We start from the raw sequence: 17,723 nt of genomic DNA on the forward strand, positions 1-17,723 counted from the left end.
TACAGTCATCTGTCACTTTGATGGCCATCATGAAAGATAGCGGACCTGAACGGTATCCCGACTGGGATCTCCTTGCCAGCTGGCTGGCGGTCGTGGAAGCGGGGTCCATCTCCGATGCCGCCGATCGACTGAACATCTCGCAAGCGGGTGTGTCGCAGCGCATCAAGGCGCTGGAGACGCTGCTCGACACCACGCTGCTCGACCGTGCGACCCGGCCTGCCAGGCCGACCGCAGCCGGCCAGCGTCTGTTCGAGCACGCCGCGTCGCTGCTGCAGAGCGCGGACCAGATGGTGGAGAGCGTGCGCAACGTGTCGCGGGCCAAGCGCGTCGTCGTGCGGCTCGGATGCGTGGATTCGTTTGCCGCGACGATCGGCCCGATCATCATCAAGGCGCTGTCGGGCGCATCGCACCAGATCCGGCTCTGGTCCGGCATCACACCGACGCTCGACGCGCAACTGGAAGCCCGTCAGCTTGACGTTGCCGTGACGACGAGCGGCACCACGCCGGCCATGGGCATTCGCAAGCAGAAGCTGTTTTCCGAGCCGTACTTCGTCGTGTTGCCCAAAGGCTTCGAAATCGATCGTTTGACGACACTGACCGAGTTGGGCAAGCATCTTCAGTTCATTCGCTACAGTGCGCGATCGGTCATCGGCCAGCATGTGGATGCGTACCTCGCCGCGCATGCCGAGCACATCGAGCGATCGTGCGAATTCGATGCGACGGATCCGGCGCTGAGCCTCGTGGCCGCCGGGCTCGGCTTCGCGATCACCACACCGCTGTGCGTGTGGCAATCGCGTCACTATGTTCCGGACATCACCGTCGTGCCGCTCACGGCGTTCTCGCGGCACGGCCGGCCGTATGCCGGCCTCAGCCGTTCGTTTTACCTGTCGTACCGCGAGAACGAGCTGGGCCATCTGCCCGCGGATCTCTACGACCTGCTTCGCCGTGCTTACGAACGCCAGGTGTCGCGCGATATCGCGAGGACGCTGTCGCTGAAGCCGGAAGACGTCTACCTGCCCGAAGCCGATTGATTCCCGTGCGCGCCGGCGCCGTCCGGCGTCTGTCGCCGGGATGTGCCGCGCATGTTCAGCCGCCAGATCTGCCCGGTCGCATCGTCGATCATGCCGTGGAATATCCCGATCACTTCATCGATCGTGATGGTGCTGGCCACACGGTGCTCGATCCACAGCCCGTGCACCAACGCCATCGCCTGAATGGCCCAGATCGTGGCCATGGTCCTGTCGCACCCGGCGTTTCGCAGGTCGTGAATGAAGTTCGATCGCAGGCGCCTGGAAAAGGCGGTGCATAGCCGCCGCACTTCGTCGTCGTGGGCGGACGAACTCCACATGTGCGGCCAGACGTTGGCCGCGCCGGGGCTCAGGACTTCATCGCTGAAGCACATGTCCGCCGTGAATTTCATGCGCTCGACCGGGTCGGCGATGCCTCGCCGTCCGGCGGTGAGCTGTTCGCGCACGCGCCTGATCAGATACACGAACGTCTTGTAGACCAGGTTGTTCTTGTTCTCGAAATGGTGGTGCACCAGGCCGACCGACACACGGGCGTATTCGCTGACTTTGCGGATCGTCAGGTTCTCCAGCCCGACTTGCCCGACGACTTCGAGCGTCGAATCGATCAGCTTGAGGCGCATGCCCTCGTATTGTGCGGATTCGTCCTTGCGGCCGTCGGAAACGGTTCCGCGGCGGCTGCCATCTTCCATGATCGTGCTCCGTGCCTTCCAGATTGAACGCTGCTTGCCGTCATTCCGTGCGGAGCAGTGAGGGGTTCGCACGATGATAGCGCCGAATGCGCGTGACTGAACAAGCGTTCATGCCGATCCGGTGGGGATCGATGCTTACATTTTTCAGTGTGATTGAACGGATGTTCATGCGCAGTCGAGCCGAATTGGCGGGCGCATGGCAGAAAACGACAAATTATTAGTGTTAACGTGCATGCAGACCGTGCGTTTTTATTTTTGATATCAGGCAGGCCGGTTATATAGTACAGCGAGCCGCGCATGTACTGAACAAATGTTCAGATTCATTGGTCGATATACGACCCTGATAATCGGGGCCGGATGTCGAGCCAAGCCGTCACGGCGATTGATCTCTCCTTTCCTTTCTCTGCGGGACTGAACCCATGCTCAATTTTTCGCACAAGGCGCTCGCCACCGGCCTGAGCGCCATTGCGTTGTCCGTCGCCTGCGGTGCGGCCTACGGGCAACAGGTCGTCAAGATCGGTGTCTCGAGTCCGCTCACCGGGCAGAGCGCGGCAAGCGGCAAGGACATCGAGAACGGCGTGCGCCTCGCGATCGAGGAGGCGAATGCGCAGCACATCAAGCTGGGCGGGCAGGAAGTCCGTTTCGAGCTCGATGCGGTCGACGACCAGGGCGACCCGCGCATCGGCGTGCAGGTCGCGCAAAAACTCGTCGACGACGGCGTGGCCGCGGTGGTCGGCTACTACAACTCCGGCGTGGCGCTGCCGTCCGCGCCGATTTTCGCGAAAGCCGGCATTCCGCTGATCGATCCGGCGGCGACCAATCCGGCCATTACGCGCCAGGGGTTGAAGACCGTCTTCCGCATCATTGCGACCGACGCGCAGAACTCCGGCAATGCCGGCAAGTACGCGGTGACCGTCACGAAGGCGCGGCGCATCGCGGTGATGGACGACCGCACCGCGTTCGGCCAGGGCGCGGTGGAGGAGTTCAAGAAGGCCGTCGCCGCGGCCGGCGGCAAGATCGAGCTGGCGGAATACACGAACGACAAGGCCGTCGAATTCAACGCGCAGCTCACGAACGTGAAGGCCGCACAGGCCGATCTGCTGTACTTCGGCGGTCTCGACGTCCAGGGCGGCCTCATCACGAAACGGATGCGGCAACTCGGGATGCGCACCCAGTTCGTCGGCAGCGGCGGCATTGCCGATCGCATCTTCATCAACGACGCGGGGCCGGCCGCGGAGGGTGCGATGGCGTGGGAATACGGGCGGCCGATCGACTCGCTGCCGCAAGGCAAGGCGTTCGTCCAGAAATACAAGAACCGGTTCGGTTCCGACATGCTGACCTATGCGCCGTTTGCGTACGACTGCGCGTGGGTGGCGATCAACGCGATGAAGCAGGCCAATTCCGCGAAACCCGCCGACTTCCTGCCCGCGCTGCGCAACACGCACTACGAAGGCATCACCGGAAAGATCGCGTTCGACGCGAACGGCGACCTCAAGAACCCGACCTCGACGCTCTATCAGGTGAAGGGCGGCCGCTGGGTTCCGGTCACGACGATCGGGGCGGAGTAAGGCCTGTTCACGCCAGTAACGGGCCCGGGCGTCGGCGTTCCATAACGATGTCCGATTCTTTGCATAAGTCGACATGAAGAAGCACGGGGCTTTTTTGGCAGCCACTACTCTCGAAACTGAAGTGACCGATTCGGGAAACGCTGCCGAAAACCGCGCCGATGCGCCATCCCCGATCGGTTTTATCGAAACGATTTGACAAGGAGTTAGCGTGAGTTCAGGTGCACAATTTCCGCTGCCGGCCAACGAACCGGAAGTGTCGTTCCGCCCGGGAACCGAAGCCGCAGACGCACTGAGCAAGGCCCTCGGGCAACGCGAAGTCGTCGACATCCCGACCGTCATTGGCGGGAAGAAATATTTCTCGAACGATACGGTCGAGGTGCGCGCGCCGCACGATCATCAGCGCGTGCTGGCCCGCATCCACCGCCCGACCGAAGCGCAGGTGTCGGAAGCCATCGCGAGCTCGAAAGCGGTGGCGCGCGACTGGGCGAGCCTCACGCACGCCAGCCGCGCGACGATTCTGCATCGGGCCGCCGAAATCATCGCGACGCGCCTGCGCGTGAAGATCAACGCGGCGACGATGCTCGGCCAGAGCAAGACGATCGACCAGGCCGAGCCGGACAGCGCGTGCGAGCTCATCGACTTCCTGCGCTTCAACGCGTTCAATGCGCAGCGCGTGTACGCCGAACAGCCGCTGTCGGTGCCGAGCGCGGTCAACCGCGCCGACTGGCGTCCGCTCGAAGGCTTCGTGTATGCGGTCTCGCCGTTCAACTTCACGGCCATCGGCGGCAACCTGACGACCGCGCCGGCGATCATGGGCAATACGGTGCTCTGGAAGCCGTCCGAAAAGTCGGCGCTCGCGAATTACATTTTCTACGAAGCGCTGGAGGAGGCGGGCCTGCCGCCGGGCGTCATCAACTTCGTGCCCGGCGACGCCGAGATGACCACGCGCGTCGCGCTCGCTTCGCGCGATCTGGCCGGTATCCATTTCACGGGTTCGTCGGCGGTGTTCCAGTCGCTGTGGAAGGGCGTGGCGTCGAAGGTCGACGCGTTCCGCACGATTCCGCGTCTCGTCGGCGAAACGGGCGGCAAGGATTTCGTGCTGGCGCATGCGTCGGCGAACCCGTCCGAAGTGGCGATCGCGCTGATTCGCGGCGCATTCGAGTACCAGGGCCAGAAGTGCAGCGCCGCATCGCGCGCCTATGTTCCGAGCAGCCTGTGGCCGGCGGTGAGCAAGGAACTGCGCGAGCGCCTGGCGGAACTGAAGGTCGGCGACGTCGCCGACGCGAGCACCTTCATGGGTGCGGTGATTTCGCAGGCGTCGTACCAGAAGCTCGCACGCGTGATCGGTGCCGCCAAGGAAGACAGCGCGGTGACCGTCGTGTCGGGCGGCAAGACCTGGTCGGATCCCGGCTACTTCGTCGAGCCGACCGTGCTGCAAGTCTCGGATCCGAAGCACGCGCTGATGACCGAAGAGCTGTTCGGCCCGGTCCTGTCGGTGTTCGTCTACGACGACAACGCGTGGGCGGACACGCTCGAGCTCATCGATGCGACGAGCCCGTACGCGCTGACCGGCTCGATCTTCAGCACCGACCGCTTCGCGCTGCACCAGGCCGAAGCCGCGCTGATCAACGCCGCGGGCAACCTGTACCTGAACGACAAGCCGACCGGCGCGATGATCGGCCAGCAACCGTTCGGCGGCGGTCGGGCGAGCGGCACGAACGACAAGGCGGGCTCGTACCTGAACCTGCTGCGCTGGGCGTCGCCGCGCGTGGTCAAGGAAACGTACCTGCCGCCGCGTGAGTGGCGATTCGGCGAGTAAGCCCGGACAGGTTTTCCGCGAAGCTTTGCATGAGGTCAGGGTGCGAAGCATGGGACCGGAGCCGATGCTGAAGCAAGGCTCCGGTCGACGCAGGCGCACGTGCGCCGACTCTGATCAATCGTGAAGCATGGGATCGGATGCGAAGCATGGGGCCGGAGTAAGTGCTGAAGCACTGACTCCGGCCGACATAAAGCGCTGAAGCGCCAACTCTGACCCACAGGAGAATACGATGTCGACGATCGTCTCATTCAAGAACGTCCAGAAGACTTACGACGGCGAAACGCTGGTCGTGAAAAATCTCAACCTCGAGATCGAGCAGGGCGAATTTCTCACGATGCTGGGGCCGTCCGGGTCGGGCAAGACGACCTGCCTGATGATGCTCGCGGGCTTCGAAACCGCCACGCACGGCGAGATTCTCCTCCAGGGCAAACCGATCAACCGGATCCCGCCGGAGCGCCGCAACATCGGCATGGTGTTCCAGAGCTATGCGCTGTTTCCGCACAAGTCGGTCGCGGAGAACCTCGCGTTTCCGTTGAAGGTCCGGAAGGTCTCCAAAAGCGAGATCGACACGAAAGTGATGCGGGCGCTGCGGATGGTCAACATGGAGAAGTTCGCGAACCGCATGCCGGCGCAGTTGTCCGGCGGCCAGCAGCAGCGCATTGCCGTGGCACGCGCACTCGTGTTCGAGCCGGCGCTGGTGCTGATGGACGAGCCGCTCGGCGCGCTCGACAAACAGCTGCGCGAGCAGATGCAGTACGAAATCAAGCAGATTCACGAGCAGAGCGGACTGACCGTCGTCTACGTCACGCACGACCAGGGCGAAGCGATGACGATGTCGGACCGGATCGCCGTGTTCAACAACGGGATCATCCAGCAGCTCGCGTCGCCGTCGGAGCTCTACGAGAAGCCCGCAAACGCGTTCGTCGCCCGCTTCATCGGCGAGAGCAACGAGCTCAACGGCGTCGTGTCCTCGCTCGACCATCCGCGCTGCGTCGTTCGCCTCGACGGCGGTCAGGCGATCCATGCCAGCGCGAACGGCGGGATCCAGCTGTCGGGCAACACCAGCGTGTCGTTGCGTCCCGAGCGCATCGCGGTGGGCGAGCAGGCGCGCGGATGCGACAACGTGTTCAACGCCGGCGTGAAGGACCTGATCTATTATGGCGACCACCTGCGCATCGTCATGCAGGTGTGCGGCCGTGGCGATTTCATCGTGAAGCTGCCCAACGACGGCGCCGCGCGCAACCTGCGGATCGGCGACGCCGTCGATATCGGCTGGATGGCCGACGCGTGTCGAGCACTGTAACGTCGATGTAGCAGGGCCGGCGTCTCGCCGGAACGCCGGGGCAATTCAGCGTGGAGACCACGCAGCGAACCGGAGTTAATTATCTGGATTCCTTATCGTCATGCTCTGCGCGGACCGAGCCGGCGACCTGAACCAGAAGTTTGCGGTCCGGCCGGCCCGGCAGTAACCGGACCGACCACTGTCCATACCAGGAGGCGCGGTTGCAACCGCCGAACATGATGATTCTTCCGAGTGATATGACGGTCATGACACACGGGATCGAGAACGTTGCCGTTCCCGATTCGAAGGCGCTCAAAGCCAGATTGCGCAGGACCGAACGTGCGGGTCAGATCAAGGCGATGCTGCTGATGTTTCCGCTGCTCGCCTTCCTGCTGGTGACGTTCCTCGTCCCCATCGGCAGCCTGCTGCTGAAAAGCCTGCGCGACCCGACGGTGTCGCAGGAACTGCCGCATACCGCGGCCATGCTGCGCGAATGGGAACCGAAGGCCGGCAAGCTGCCGGACGAGCAGCTGTATGCGACGTTCGGGAAGGAACTGGTCGCGAGCCGGGCCGGCGAAGGGCTCAGCCGCATCGCGTCCCGCCTGAACTACGACGAGACCGGGATGCGCGGCCTGCTGATGAAGACGGCCCGGCATCTCGCGGACGACACGGCCGCGTCGGGCGGAACGTGGCGCGCGCGGATGTCGGCGATCGATCCGCGCTGGGATGAGCTTCGCACGTGGTCGACCATCAAGTACGCGGCGTCGCCCTGGACCTTCGGCTATTACCTGAAGGCCCTCGACTTCAAGCGCGACGAAACGGGCGAGATCGTCCGTCAGTCGCCGGGCGAGCGGCTGTATATCGGCGTCTTTCTGCGCACGGCCTGGGTCAGTATCGCGGTGAGCCTGCTGTGTTTGCTGTTCGGCTATCCGGTCGCCTACTTCCTGGCCAACATTCCGGCGCGATACAGCAACGTCCTCATGATCATGGTGCTGTTGCCGTTCTGGACGTCGATCCTCGTGCGCACGACCGCATGGGTCGTCGTGCTGCAGACCAACGGTGTCCTCAACGACTGGTTGATCCGGCTCGGCCTCACCGATTCGGCGCTGCCGCTGATCTACAACCGCTTCGGCGTGCTGGTCGCGATGACGCACATCCTGCTGCCATACGCGATCCTGTCGCTCTACAGCGTGATGAAGGGCGTGCCGAACCTGTACATGAAGGCGGCGCGCTCGCTCGGCGCCGGCCCGATCCGCTCGTTCTTCCAGGTGTACTTCCCGCAGACGCTGCCCGGCGTCGGCGCGGCCGGCATGCTGACCTTCATCCTCGCGGTCGGCTACTACATCACGCCCGCGATCGTCGGCGGTCCGGAAGACCAACTGGCGAGCTACTACATCGCGAACCACGTGAATTCGACGCTGAACTGGGGGCTCGCCAGCGCATTGGCCACGATTCTGCTGGCAGGCGTGCTGATCGTGTACGGGATGTTCGTTCGACTGACCGGCGGTGCCGGCGTGAAGCTGGGGTGAAGCCATGTTCAATTTTCCTGCCTACGTAACGATCTGGGGCCGCGCGGGACGCTACGCGCACGTCGCGATCTCGCTGCTCGTGCTGCTGTTCCTGGTGCTCCCGGTACTGGTCGTGATGCCGCTGTCGTTCAATTCGCAGCCGTACTTCACGTATCCGATGCCCGGCCTCAGCTTCCGCTGGTACGCGGAGTTCTTCGACAGCGCCGAATGGATGTTCGCGCTTCGCAACACGCTGATCGTCGGTGTCGGCTCGACGCTGCTCGCGAGCCTGCTGGGCGTGCTCGCGTCGCTCGGCCTCATGCATCCGCGACTGAAGGGCAAGTCGTTCATCACCGGCGTGCTGGTCTCGCCGATGATCGTGCCGGTCATCATCACCGCGGTCGGCGTGTACTTCGCGTTCAGCCCGCTCGGACTGACCAGCAGCCTGCTGGGCCTGACGTTCGCGCACGCGGCGCTCGGCGTGCCGTTCGTCGTCGTGACGGTGACCGCCACGCTGGCGGGCTTCAACGAGACCCTGACGCGCGCCGGACGCAGCCTGGGCGCGTCGCCGATGCGCGTGTTCTGGCAGGTCAAGTTGCCGATCATCGCACCGGGCGTCGTGTCGGGCGCGCTGTTCGCGTTCGCGACGTCGTTCGACGAGATCGTCGTCGCGCTGTTCCTGACGGGCCCGGACCAGCGGACCATCCCGCGGCAGATGTGGGCCGGCATCCGCGAGCAGCTGAGCCCGACCATCCTCGCCGTTGCAACCGTGCTCGTGGTCGTCTCGACACTGCTTCTCGTCACGCTCGAGTGGCTGCGGCGCCGCACCGAACGGCTGCGCGGGCAGGCCGGTTGAGTATCGCGTGTTTCGACGCAAGCGAAACACGACACATAGTCGAAGCAATCAGTGGGTCTATCAAAATGCTGACGGAATTCAAACCAATGCAAACGGTATCGACGGATTTGAGCGCGCTGCGCCGGAGAATCGTCGACGCTTCCTCGCTGGACGAGCAGGTCGTCGTGCAGGCGCTGATGCAGGAAGCCAGAATGGATGGCCCGACGCTCGCGAAGGCGCAGGCGCTCGCGGGCAAGCTCGCACAGGGCGTTCGCGATGCGCGCATCGACGCGGGCGGCGTCGATCTGCTCACGCAGGAATTTTCGCTGGACAGCCGCGAGGGGATCGCGCTGATGTGTCTCGCCGAAGCGATGCTGCGCATTCCGGATACGGAAACACGCAACCAGCTGATTCGCGACAAGATCGTCGATGCGGACTGGCGCGCGCATCTCGGCAAATCGCCGTCGTTCTTCGTCAATGCGACCGCGTGGGGCCTGCTGATCACCGGCAAGCTGCTGAAGAAGCCGGACGATGCCGCGTTGACCGAGGCGCTGATGAGCGTGCTCAGAAAGGGCGGCGAGACCGTGGTGCGCGCGGGGGTGGCCTACGCGATGCGGATGCTCGGCAAGCAGTTCGTCACCGGGCAGACGATCGAGGAGGCCATCGGGGTCGCGAAAGGCCACGAGGCGAGCGGGTATCGCTATACGTACGACATGCTCGGCGAAGCCGCGCTGACCGACGAGGATGCGCTCGCGTATTTCAATTCGTACAAGCATGCGATCGAAGCGATCGGCAAGGACGCCGGCGGGCAGGGGCCGATCGAAGGCCCGGGTGTCTCGGTGAAGATCTCGGGCCTGCACGCACGCTATGAACTGCCGCAGCGCGAGCGGGTCATCGCGGAGCTGTATCCGCGGCTGCTGCAACTGGCGGAACTCGCCAAGCGTTACCAGATCGGCTTCCACCTCGACCAGGAAGAGTCGGCGCGCTTCGACCTGACGCTCGAGATGCTCGAGCGGCTTTGCCGCGAACCGAGCCTGCGCGGGTGGAACGGCATCGGCATTTCGCTCCAGGCGTACCAGAAGCGCGGGCGCGCCGTGGCCGACTGGATCATCGCGCTCGCTCGCGCGACCGGCCGGCGCATCAACATCCGCCTCGTGAAGGGCGCGTACTGGGATACCGAGATCAAGCTCGCGCAGGATGCGGGGGCGGCCGGGTACCCGGTGTTCACGCGCAAGGTGCATTCCGACGTCAGCTATATTGCCTGCGCGAAGGCGCTGCTGGCCGCGCCCGATGCGATCTTCCCGCAGTTCGCGACGCACAACGCGTTCTCGCTCGCCGCGGCGTTCACGCTGGGCGGGAACCAGGAATTCGAGTTCCAGTGCCTGCACGGGATGGGCGAAACCGTCTACGACCAGGTCGTCGGCAAGTCGAAACTCGGCCGTGCATGCCGCATCTACGCGCCGGTCGGGCCGCACGCGACGCTGCTGGCCTATCTGGTCCGGCGCCTGCTCGAGAACGGTGCGAACTCGTCGTTCGTGAACCAGATCGTCGACGAGGCGGTCAGCATCGACGACATCGTCGAGGATCCGGTCGCGCGCGCGGCGCGCACCGGTGGCCGCCCGCATGCCGGCATCGTCGCGCCGACGGGCGTGCTGCCGGGGCGCGTCAACGCCGCGGCGCTGAGTTTCAGCCAGTCGGCGGAGTTCGATGCGGCCATTGCGGAACTGCGCGCGAATCGGCTGAGCGCACAGTCCATCGTCGCCGGCGTATCGGACATCCATTCCGATGCGACCGCGCTGGTGTTCGGTGCGAGCGATTCGTCGGAAGTCATCGGCAGCGTGACCGCATGCAGGCCGGACGCGGTCGCATCGGCACTCGCTGCCGGCGTGCATGCGGCGGCCGCGTGGCGTCAGCAGTCCGTGGCCGATCGCGCCGCGTGCCTTGATTCGGTAGCCGAACGAATCGAGCAGAGCGCGTGCCGGCTCGGTGCGCTGCTGGTGCTGGAAAGTGGTGCGACCCTGGCGGAAGCGGCCGACGAGATTCGCAAGTCCGTGAACCTTTGCCGTCTGTACGCCTATCAGCTGAGAACGGACAGCCGTCTCGAAGCGGCGGAGCCGCTCGGTACGGTCGTGAGCATCACGCCGTCGGCGTCGCCGCTGGCAACCGCGGTCGGTCAGATCGCCGCCGCGCTCGCGGCCGGCAATACCGTGATCGCCAAGCCGTCGTCATCGGGCGGTTCGCTGGTCGCCCATGCGGCAGTCCGCCTGTTCCTCGAGGCCGGTATGCCCGACGGCGTCGTCCAGCTTCTGCTGGGCTCGGGACAGGAAGTCGGACGCGCGCTCGTCGCCGACCGTCGCGTTGCGGCCGTTCTTTTCACGGGCACGTCGCGTGTGGAAAAGGCGATCGCGTTGCAGCTCGCACAGGCGTCGAGCGCCGCGAAGCTCGTCACGATCGTCGGCAGCGTGAACGCGCTGGTCGTGGACAGCTCGGCGTTGCCCGAACAGGTCATCTCCGACGCGATGGTGTCGGCTTTCAAGCATGCCGGGCAACTCGCGTCGTCGCTGCGCATCCTGTGCCTGCAGGACTCCACGGCCGAGATCGTGCTGCGGATGCTCACGGGGATGCTGAGCGAGCGGCGCATCGGCGATCCGCTGGATTCGGCGACGGACATCGGGCCGGTGGCGACACGCAAGCTTCGCGACCAGCTGGATGGCCACCTCGCACAGATGGCGCGCCGCGGATTCAAGGTGATCCGTGCCCGTGTATCGGGCGACTGCGCGAAAGGCCAGTTCGTCGCGCCGGCCATCGTCGACCTGGGCACGCTCGACGCGTTGTCGGGCGTCGATCTCGCGATCGCCGGCCCCGTGCTGCACGTCGTCCGGTGGAAGACGGGCGAAATGGACCGGCTGATGGACCGCCTGAACGCAATCGGGTGCGGCGTGGTCGGGTTGCATACCCGCATCAACGAGGCTGCCGGCATGCTGCTGTCGCGTTCGACCGCCAACAGCGTGTGCGTCAATCGCGCGATGCACAGCGCGTTTGTCGGCATGCAGCCGTTCGGCGGCGTGGGTGCGTCGGGGACGGGACCGATGATGGGCGGTCCGCTGACGCTGCTTGCGCTTACCCGGCAGATTCCCAATGCGTATGCGGGCGCGAACGGTCCGTTCGCGCCGTCTTCCCGGCTGAACAGCGAGAAGTTCTACGAGTTTCCGATGCAGACCGGCGACGGCCGCTTCGTGGCGCGGCAGGCCGCACTTCAGCAAGCGAAACAGGCGAGCCGCGCTCGGGTCGATGCGCTGTTCTCGCTGGCATCGGAACGGCGCCTGGCAGCGGCCGACGTCATCGCGAATGCGAGCACGAGGCTTTCCCGCCTGATTGTCGACACGCTTCCGGTCGGCCTGCCGGCCCTGACGGGCGAAGAGAACACGACGGAGGTGCTCGCCCGCGGCCAGGTCCTTTGCGCGGGTGCATCGATGAGCAGCGTGATCGCGCAGGCCGTCGCGGCGACGGCATTCGGTAACGAAGTGATCCTGCTGAAGTCGCCGATGGCGGGTGACGTGGCCGCGCGTCTCGCCGGATATTGCCGGATCGTCGACACGGACGATGTGCAGCGTGTCGTTCGCGGCGACATCGCGGGCGTTCGCCCGGCGGTCGTGCTGGTCGACGGCGACGACGCGCAGGTGGCGTCGATTCGTACCGCCGCGGCGGATGCCGGCGCCGTCGTGCTCGCGCCGGACGTTCACGGCATGTACGACTGGACCCGCCTCGTTCGCGAACGCGTGACGACGGTCAACGCGAGCGCTGCCGGTGGAAACACGCAGCTCATGGTGTTGAGCGAGGATTTCGCGTAGCCGATCGCTTCTCACCTTCATTCGGCGTTCGGGCAACGCCGATTTCCCGTCAGCCATTCGACGTGTCCAGCCGGAAGTCGATCGAGCGCGAGGCGGGCGGCGCGACGGGATTCGAACGGATCCCGTCGCGTCGTTGCTTGGCCGCGTGCCGAAGTGGCGCTGGCCGTTGTCGCTGCGACGCATGCGGAACCGCACCGGCGACCGGGCCTGGCGTCCGGCTTGTCCGGCTCGTTCGACCGGCCACGCGCGACCGACTACGTGCGACCGACTACGTGCGACCGGGCGCCCGGAAGCAGTCCATCCATCCCGGCCTCATTCCTCCATGGAGATTCCATCTTGACCGACGCCGTATTCCACTTTCATCAGGGGGAATTGCCGCTCCTGATCTCGATCCCGCATCTCGGCACCGACATCCCGCCGCAGGTCCGAAGTCAATTGACCGACGTGGCGGCACACGTCGCGGATACCGACTGGCATCTCGACCGGCTCTATGCGTTCGCAAAGAATGCGGGGGCGTCGATACTGGCGGCGCGCGTGTCGCGCTACGTGATCGACCTGAACCGGCCGGCCAGCGGTGAAAGCCTGTATCCGGGACAGACGACGACCGGGCTGTGCCCGACCGAGACGTTTCGCGGCGAGCCGCTCTATGCGAGCGGTGCCGCGCCCGACGCGGCCGAAATCGCGCGGCGCCTGGATGCGTACTGGCAGCCGTATCACGCGCGGCTGCGCGCCGAGCTCGCGCGCCTGAAGGCGGCGCACGGCGCGGTGTTGCTATGGGAGGCGCACTCGATCGCGAGCGTGCTGCCGCGGCTGTTCGACGGCAAGCTGCCGGACCTGAACCTGGGCACGAACTCGGGCGCGAGTTGCGATGCGCGCATTATCGACGCGGTGACCGGCACGCTCGATCGCCAGCCGTTCACCTGGGTGGCGAACGGGCGTTTCAAGGGCGGATACATCACGCGCGAATATGGCCGGCCGGCTGACGGCGTTCACGCGATCCAGCTCGAGATGTGCCAGTCGACCTACATGGACGAGACGCCGCCGTTCGACTATCGGGTGGACCGCGCCGATCGGGTCGGGCCGGTTGTGGCGCGCATGATGCGCGCGGCGGTCGATGCATTGCGGAGCGTCGATCGTTGAGTGATGCCGCTCGCGGGGCACGTGCCGCCGCGTGCCTGCAAGCCGAAAAAAACCGCCATCACGGAGATCCGGTGATGGCGGCAAACGCGGGAGCCGGCCCGGCTACCCGCGTGTCGAAGCAGTGCTCAGAGCCCGTTCGTCAATTGCGGGACGATATCGAAGAGATCGCCGACCAGACCGTAGTCGGCCACGCCGAAGATCGGCGCATCCGCGTCCTTGTTGACGGCCACGATGATCTTCGAATCCTTCATGCCGGCCAGATGCTGGATCGCACCCGAAATCCCGATCGCGACATACAGCTCCGGCGCGACGATCTTGCCGGTCTGGCCGACCTGCCAGTCGTTCGGCGCGTAGCCGGAATCGACCGCCGCGCGCGATGCGCCAACCGCCGCGCCGAGCTTTTCCGCGAGCGGGTCGAGCAGCGCGAAGTTCTCCGCACTGCCGAGGCCGCGGCCGCCGGCGACGACGACGCGCGCGGCCGTCAGTTCCGGCCGGTCGCTGCTCGCCACTTCGCGGCGCACGAAGGTCGACAACCCGGTATCCGCGACCGCGGGCGCGGTTTCGATCGGTGCGCTGCCGCCGTGCGCCGGTGCCGCATCGAACGCCGTGGTGCGAATGGTCGCGACCTTCACCGGGTCCGGCGACTGCACGGTGGCGATCGCGTTGCCCGCATAGATCGGGCGCTGGAACGTGTCCGCGGAATCGATCGCGATCACGTCGGAAATCTGCGCGGCGTCGAGCTTGGCCGCGACGCGCGGCGCGACGTTCTTGCCCGCGGCCGTGGCGGGGAACAGGATGTGCGTGTAGTCGCCCGCGAGCGCCAGCACCTGTGCGGCCACGTTTTCCGCGAGCGCGTCGGCGAAATGCGGCGCGTCGACGTGGATGACCTTGTCGACGCCCGCGACCTGGCTCGCCGCTTGCGCGACCGGCTGCGCGGCGTGGCCGGCGACAAGCACGTGAACGCCGTTCGACAGCGCGCGGGCCGCGGCGATGGTGTGGAGTGTCGCGCTCTTCAGTTGAGCATTGTCGTGTTCGGCAATAACAAGCGTCGTCATTCAAATCACCTTGGCTTCGGATTTCAGTTTCTCGATCAGCGTCGCAACGTCGGGCACGCGCACGCCGGCCTTGCGAACGGGCGGCTCGACGACCTTCAGCGTCTTCAGCCGCGGCGACGGATCGACGCCGAGGGCGGCCGGCGTGACGGTGTCGAGCGGCTTCTTCTTCGCTTTCATGATGCTGGGGAGCGTGACGTAGCGCGGCTCGTTCAGTCGCAGGTCGGTCGTCACGATGGCCGGGAGTTTCAGCGAGATCACTTCGAGGCCGCCGTCGACCTCGCGCGTCACCGTCGCGACGCCGTCGCCGATCTCGATGTGGCTGGCGAACGTCGCCTGCGGCCAGTCGAGCAGGGCGGCCAGCAACTGGCCGGTCTGCCCGGCGTCGTCGTCGATCGCCTGCTTGCCGAGGATGACGAGCTGCGGCTGCTCGTTGTCGATCACGGCCTTCAGCAGTTTCGCGACGGCCAGCGGCTGGAGTTCCGCGTCCGTCTCGACGAGCACGCCGCGATCGGCGCCGATCGCGAGCGCCGTGCGCAGCGTTTCCTGCGACTGCGCGACGCCGCACGACACGGCGACGACCTCGGTCGCGTGGCCGGCTTCCTTCAGCCGCGTGGCGGCCTCCACGGCGATTTCGTCGAACGGGTTCATCGACATCTTGACGTTGCCGATTTCCACGCCCGTATGGTCGGACTTCACGCGCACCTTGACGTTGTAGTCCACCACGCGTTTCACGGCTGCAATAACTTTCATTTCACACACCTTTTCATGACGTTTCAGTGATGTTGGTCGCCAGCACGGGTTCGATGGTCACGAGCGCCGCGTACGACGCCGTGCCGGTTGGGCCGGCACACGCGGCCCGCGGAAAGAGCCGCAGCGTGCGGGCATGGTGTTCCGATACCAGTACGCTGCCTGGCGGCAGTGCGCGCCGGTTCGCATCGGGCCCTTCGGCGAAATCGCATCCGCCGCCCAGCGCGACGACGATCGCCGGACACCCCGGCGCGATGGCGATCGGTTCGTCGACCAGCCGGACGTTCGCCCGATATCGACGCTTCGCGGTCATCGCGTTGAGCGCGACCGACGGGCCATCGACGAGCGTCGCGCCCCAGTCCGCGTCTCCGTCGTACGCCGTCACGCGCATCGGCCGCAGCGGTACGACCGCTGCGTCGTTGCGCAACACGACGCCCTGGCCGCCCAGGATGAGCGACACGCGCGACATGCCGGGAAACCGCGAGTACGGGCCATCACGCTCGATCGACGCGAGACTGACGCGCCAATCGGCGCCGCCGGTCGCGATCGTCCGCGTCGTGCCGCCGCCATTGCGCCAGGGCTCGGTCGGAATCGCGTCGATCGGATACACGTCGATCAGCGACACGATGGCGTCCTCAGGACACCGCGCCGAGGCCATACTTGCCGCTCAGCAATTCGCCGGTGGCGAAGCGCTCGATCGAATACGGCTTCAGCGACACCTCGGTCGGCAGCCCGAGCGCTTCCTGCGCGAGCACGAGACCGACGGTCGGCGACAGCTTGAAGCCGTGCCCGGAAAATCCGTAGCCGACCACCAGGCCTTCGATACCCGGCAGCTTGCCGAGCACGGGGTTCCAGTCCGGGGTCACGTCGTACACGCCGGTCCACGACGACGCGATGCCGGCCGTTTCGTAGTTCGGGAAGCGCTCGGCGACCTGCGCGCCGACATCGACGATGTAGTCCATCGGGATATCGCCCTGCTCGACGTCGGCCGCATTGAGCTTTTCGCCGACGATGCCTTCGCTGACCAGCATCTGGTTGCCGCCATAGCTGCGGTAGTACAGCATGCCGGGCGACGCGAGATCCTTGAAGACGGGCATCGAGAACGTGTACTTGGCCGCATCGCACTCGAGCGCGAGCACGGCGTGCCGCTCGGGCATGATCGGCAGCGTCTTGCCGGTCCAGCCGGCGAGTTCCGGCGTCCAGATGTTCTGCGTGCTGATGACCATCGACGTCTTGAATTCGCCGATATCGGTCGACACGCCGACGACCTTGCCGTTCTCGATCAGCACCTTGTCGACGTTGACGTTTTCCTTCACGGTGACGCCGCCGCGCCGGGCGGCACGCGCGAAGCTCGTCGCGACGAGATAGGCGTCGGCGAAGCCGGCTTCCGGCTCGTAGCCGATCAGCGCGCAGTCGTCGAAGCGGGCGATCGGGAGCAGTTCCGCGGCCTGTTGCCGGTTGAGGAATTCGAGCGGAATGCCTTGTTCCTTCTGCTGGTCGAGCGACGCGCGCAGCGGTTCGAGCTTGTCACCTTCCGACGCGACGATCATGTAGCCGCATTTGACGAGGCCGCACGATGCTTCGTCGTCGCCGAGATACTCGGGGAACGTATTGAAGACGTGCCACGACTTGCGGGCCAGCTCGACGTTCTCCTTGACGGAGTAGTGCGTGCGCAGGATGCCCGAGGACTGCGAGGTCGTGCCGGCGCCGATCGTGCCCCGGTCCAGAACGAGCACGTTCTTGGCGCCGAGCTTCGACAGGTGGAACGCCACGGAGCTGCCGATCACGCCAGCACCGATTACGACGACGTCATACGAGTTCATGATTCCGTTTCCTTCTGGTCAGGGTGTGAACGAGTCTGACTCGGAAAAAAACGGAGCCCGGCAATATAAGCGCGGGCAATTTTTAGCAAAAGGCGCAGCGTGGCGAGCGGGCGCTGCCGGTATCGAGCGGAAGGATCCGGTCGCGTGCGCGGCAGGGAAAATCAACGCATGATTGTGTCGAGCATAAGGGGATCTTATGTCGACCGATATGTCGGACGTCAAACCATAAGATCGCTTCGACGCCGAACCGGACGCGTTGCGGAAGCGGTCGAAAAACGACCGGAAAACGGTCGATTTGCCGCGGAAGGACGGTCCGATCCGGCCGATTCACGGCGCACGCCATGTATCCGGCGGCAACGCCTTCGTGCAGCGTATCGC

General features: G+C 65.4%; 14 protein-coding genes. 9 read left to right on the top strand and 5 right to left on the bottom strand.

The window, feature by feature from the left end; genetic code table 11:
• Positions 1-20 precede the first annotated feature (20 nt).
• Positions 21-1,031: a LysR family transcriptional regulator gene (locus tag AC1Z3W_RS15345; protein WP_057927659.1), complete on the top strand. Its 1,011-nt coding sequence runs from the start codon at positions 21-23 to the stop codon at positions 1,029-1,031.
• Here AC1Z3W_RS15345 and AC1Z3W_RS15350 read toward each other — a convergent pair.
• Complete coding sequence (locus AC1Z3W_RS15350) at positions 1,010-1,717, bottom strand: TetR family transcriptional regulator C-terminal domain-containing protein (protein ID WP_124834498.1); 708 nt, start codon at positions 1,715-1,717, stop codon at positions 1,010-1,012. The genes AC1Z3W_RS15345 and AC1Z3W_RS15350 overlap by 22 nt on opposite strands.
• A gap of 419 nt (positions 1,718-2,136) precedes the next feature.
• Here AC1Z3W_RS15350 and AC1Z3W_RS15355 point away from each other — a divergent pair, with 419 nt between their 5' ends.
• The 8 genes from AC1Z3W_RS15355 (at position 2,137) to hutG (ending at position 13,720) form a co-directional block, all read left to right on the top strand.
• The gene (locus AC1Z3W_RS15355; RefSeq protein ID WP_057927661.1) at positions 2,137-3,285 is read left to right on the top strand and encodes a branched-chain amino acid ABC transporter substrate-binding protein; all 1,149 of its coding nucleotides are present in this window, start codon (positions 2,137-2,139) and stop codon (positions 3,283-3,285) included.
• A 73-nt stretch (positions 3,286-3,358) separates the two neighbouring features.
• Positions 3,359-3,481: a hypothetical protein gene (locus tag AC1Z3W_RS15360; protein ID WP_260428319.1), complete on the top strand. Its 123-nt coding sequence runs from the start codon at positions 3,359-3,361 to the stop codon at positions 3,479-3,481.
• A gap of 12 nt (positions 3,482-3,493) precedes the next feature.
• Complete coding sequence (pruA, locus tag AC1Z3W_RS15365) at positions 3,494-5,104, top strand: L-glutamate gamma-semialdehyde dehydrogenase (protein WP_057927662.1); 1,611 nt, start codon at positions 3,494-3,496, stop codon at positions 5,102-5,104.
• Positions 5,105-5,333: 229 nt separating this feature from the next.
• A complete protein-coding gene (locus tag AC1Z3W_RS15370; protein WP_057927663.1) occupies positions 5,334-6,407 on the top strand; it encodes an ABC transporter ATP-binding protein in 1,074 nt (357 codons plus the stop codon).
• Positions 6,408-6,643: 236 nt separating this feature from the next.
• Positions 6,644-7,915 carry an ABC transporter permease gene (locus tag AC1Z3W_RS15375; RefSeq protein ID WP_175826570.1) on the top strand — a complete coding sequence of 424 codons (1,272 nt, stop codon included), beginning with the start codon at positions 6,644-6,646 and terminating at the stop codon, positions 7,913-7,915.
• A 4-nt stretch (positions 7,916-7,919) separates the two neighbouring features.
• Positions 7,920-8,750 carry an ABC transporter permease gene (locus tag AC1Z3W_RS15380; RefSeq protein WP_483507910.1) on the top strand — a complete coding sequence of 277 codons (831 nt, stop codon included), beginning with the start codon at positions 7,920-7,922 and terminating at the stop codon, positions 8,748-8,750.
• Between the two features lie 86 nt (positions 8,751-8,836).
• A complete protein-coding gene (gene putA, locus AC1Z3W_RS15385) occupies positions 8,837-12,580 on the top strand; it encodes a bifunctional proline dehydrogenase/L-glutamate gamma-semialdehyde dehydrogenase PutA (RefSeq protein WP_483507911.1) in 3,744 nt (1,247 codons plus the stop codon).
• A gap of 336 nt (positions 12,581-12,916) precedes the next feature.
• Positions 12,917-13,720, top strand: coding sequence for an N-formylglutamate deformylase (gene hutG, locus AC1Z3W_RS15390; RefSeq protein ID WP_483507912.1), 804 nt, complete (start codon positions 12,917-12,919; stop codon positions 13,718-13,720).
• Between the two features lie 125 nt (positions 13,721-13,845).
• On the opposite strand, the gene AC1Z3W_RS15395 is transcribed toward hutG, so the two are convergent.
• The 4 genes from AC1Z3W_RS15395 to AC1Z3W_RS15410 are packed head-to-tail and all read right to left on the bottom strand — an operon-like array spanning position 13,846 to position 17,345.
• Positions 13,846-14,775: an electron transfer flavoprotein subunit alpha/FixB family protein gene (locus AC1Z3W_RS15395; protein ID WP_124834496.1), complete on the bottom strand. Its 930-nt coding sequence runs from the start codon at positions 14,773-14,775 to the stop codon at positions 13,846-13,848.
• A complete protein-coding gene (locus AC1Z3W_RS15400; protein ID WP_057927668.1) occupies positions 14,776-15,525 on the bottom strand; it encodes an electron transfer flavoprotein subunit beta/FixA family protein in 750 nt (249 codons plus the stop codon).
• A 13-nt stretch (positions 15,526-15,538) separates the two neighbouring features.
• Positions 15,539-16,147, bottom strand: a complete 609-nt coding sequence (locus AC1Z3W_RS15405; RefSeq protein ID WP_057927779.1) for a HutD/Ves family protein — start codon at positions 16,145-16,147, stop codon at positions 15,539-15,541.
• Positions 16,148-16,157: 10 nt separating this feature from the next.
• Positions 16,158-17,345, bottom strand: a complete 1,188-nt coding sequence (locus AC1Z3W_RS15410; RefSeq protein ID WP_057927669.1) for an NAD(P)/FAD-dependent oxidoreductase — start codon at positions 17,343-17,345, stop codon at positions 16,158-16,160.
• Positions 17,346-17,723 lie beyond the last annotated feature (378 nt).

The sequence above is a fragment of the Burkholderia sp. 10_S31 genome (assembly GCF_056930375.1).

What these genes read in the sequence shown, in the direction of transcription:
- AC1Z3W_RS15345 (WP_057927659.1), top strand. Translation starts at nt 21, where the DNA reads ATGGCCATCATGAAAGATAGCGGACCTGAACGGTATCCCGACTGGGAT.
- AC1Z3W_RS15350 (WP_124834498.1), bottom strand. Translation starts at nt 1,717, where the DNA reads ATGGAAGATGGCAGCCGCCGCGGAACCGTTTCCGACGGCCGCAAGGAC.
- AC1Z3W_RS15355 (WP_057927661.1), top strand. Translation starts at nt 2,137, where the DNA reads ATGCTCAATTTTTCGCACAAGGCGCTCGCCACCGGCCTGAGCGCCATT.
- AC1Z3W_RS15360 (WP_260428319.1), top strand. Translation starts at nt 3,359, where the DNA reads ATGAAGAAGCACGGGGCTTTTTTGGCAGCCACTACTCTCGAAACTGAA.
- AC1Z3W_RS15370 (WP_057927663.1), top strand. Translation starts at nt 5,334, where the DNA reads ATGTCGACGATCGTCTCATTCAAGAACGTCCAGAAGACTTACGACGGC.
- AC1Z3W_RS15375 (WP_175826570.1), top strand. Translation starts at nt 6,644, where the DNA reads ATGACGGTCATGACACACGGGATCGAGAACGTTGCCGTTCCCGATTCG.
- AC1Z3W_RS15380 (WP_483507910.1), top strand. Translation starts at nt 7,920, where the DNA reads ATGTTCAATTTTCCTGCCTACGTAACGATCTGGGGCCGCGCGGGACGC.
- putA (WP_483507911.1), top strand. Translation starts at nt 8,837, where the DNA reads ATGCAAACGGTATCGACGGATTTGAGCGCGCTGCGCCGGAGAATCGTC.
- AC1Z3W_RS15395 (WP_124834496.1), bottom strand. Translation starts at nt 14,775, where the DNA reads ATGACGACGCTTGTTATTGCCGAACACGACAATGCTCAACTGAAGAGC.
- AC1Z3W_RS15400 (WP_057927668.1), bottom strand. Translation starts at nt 15,525, where the DNA reads ATGAAAGTTATTGCAGCCGTGAAACGCGTGGTGGACTACAACGTCAAG.
- AC1Z3W_RS15410 (WP_057927669.1), bottom strand. Translation starts at nt 17,345, where the DNA reads ATGAACTCGTATGACGTCGTCGTAATCGGTGCTGGCGTGATCGGCAGC.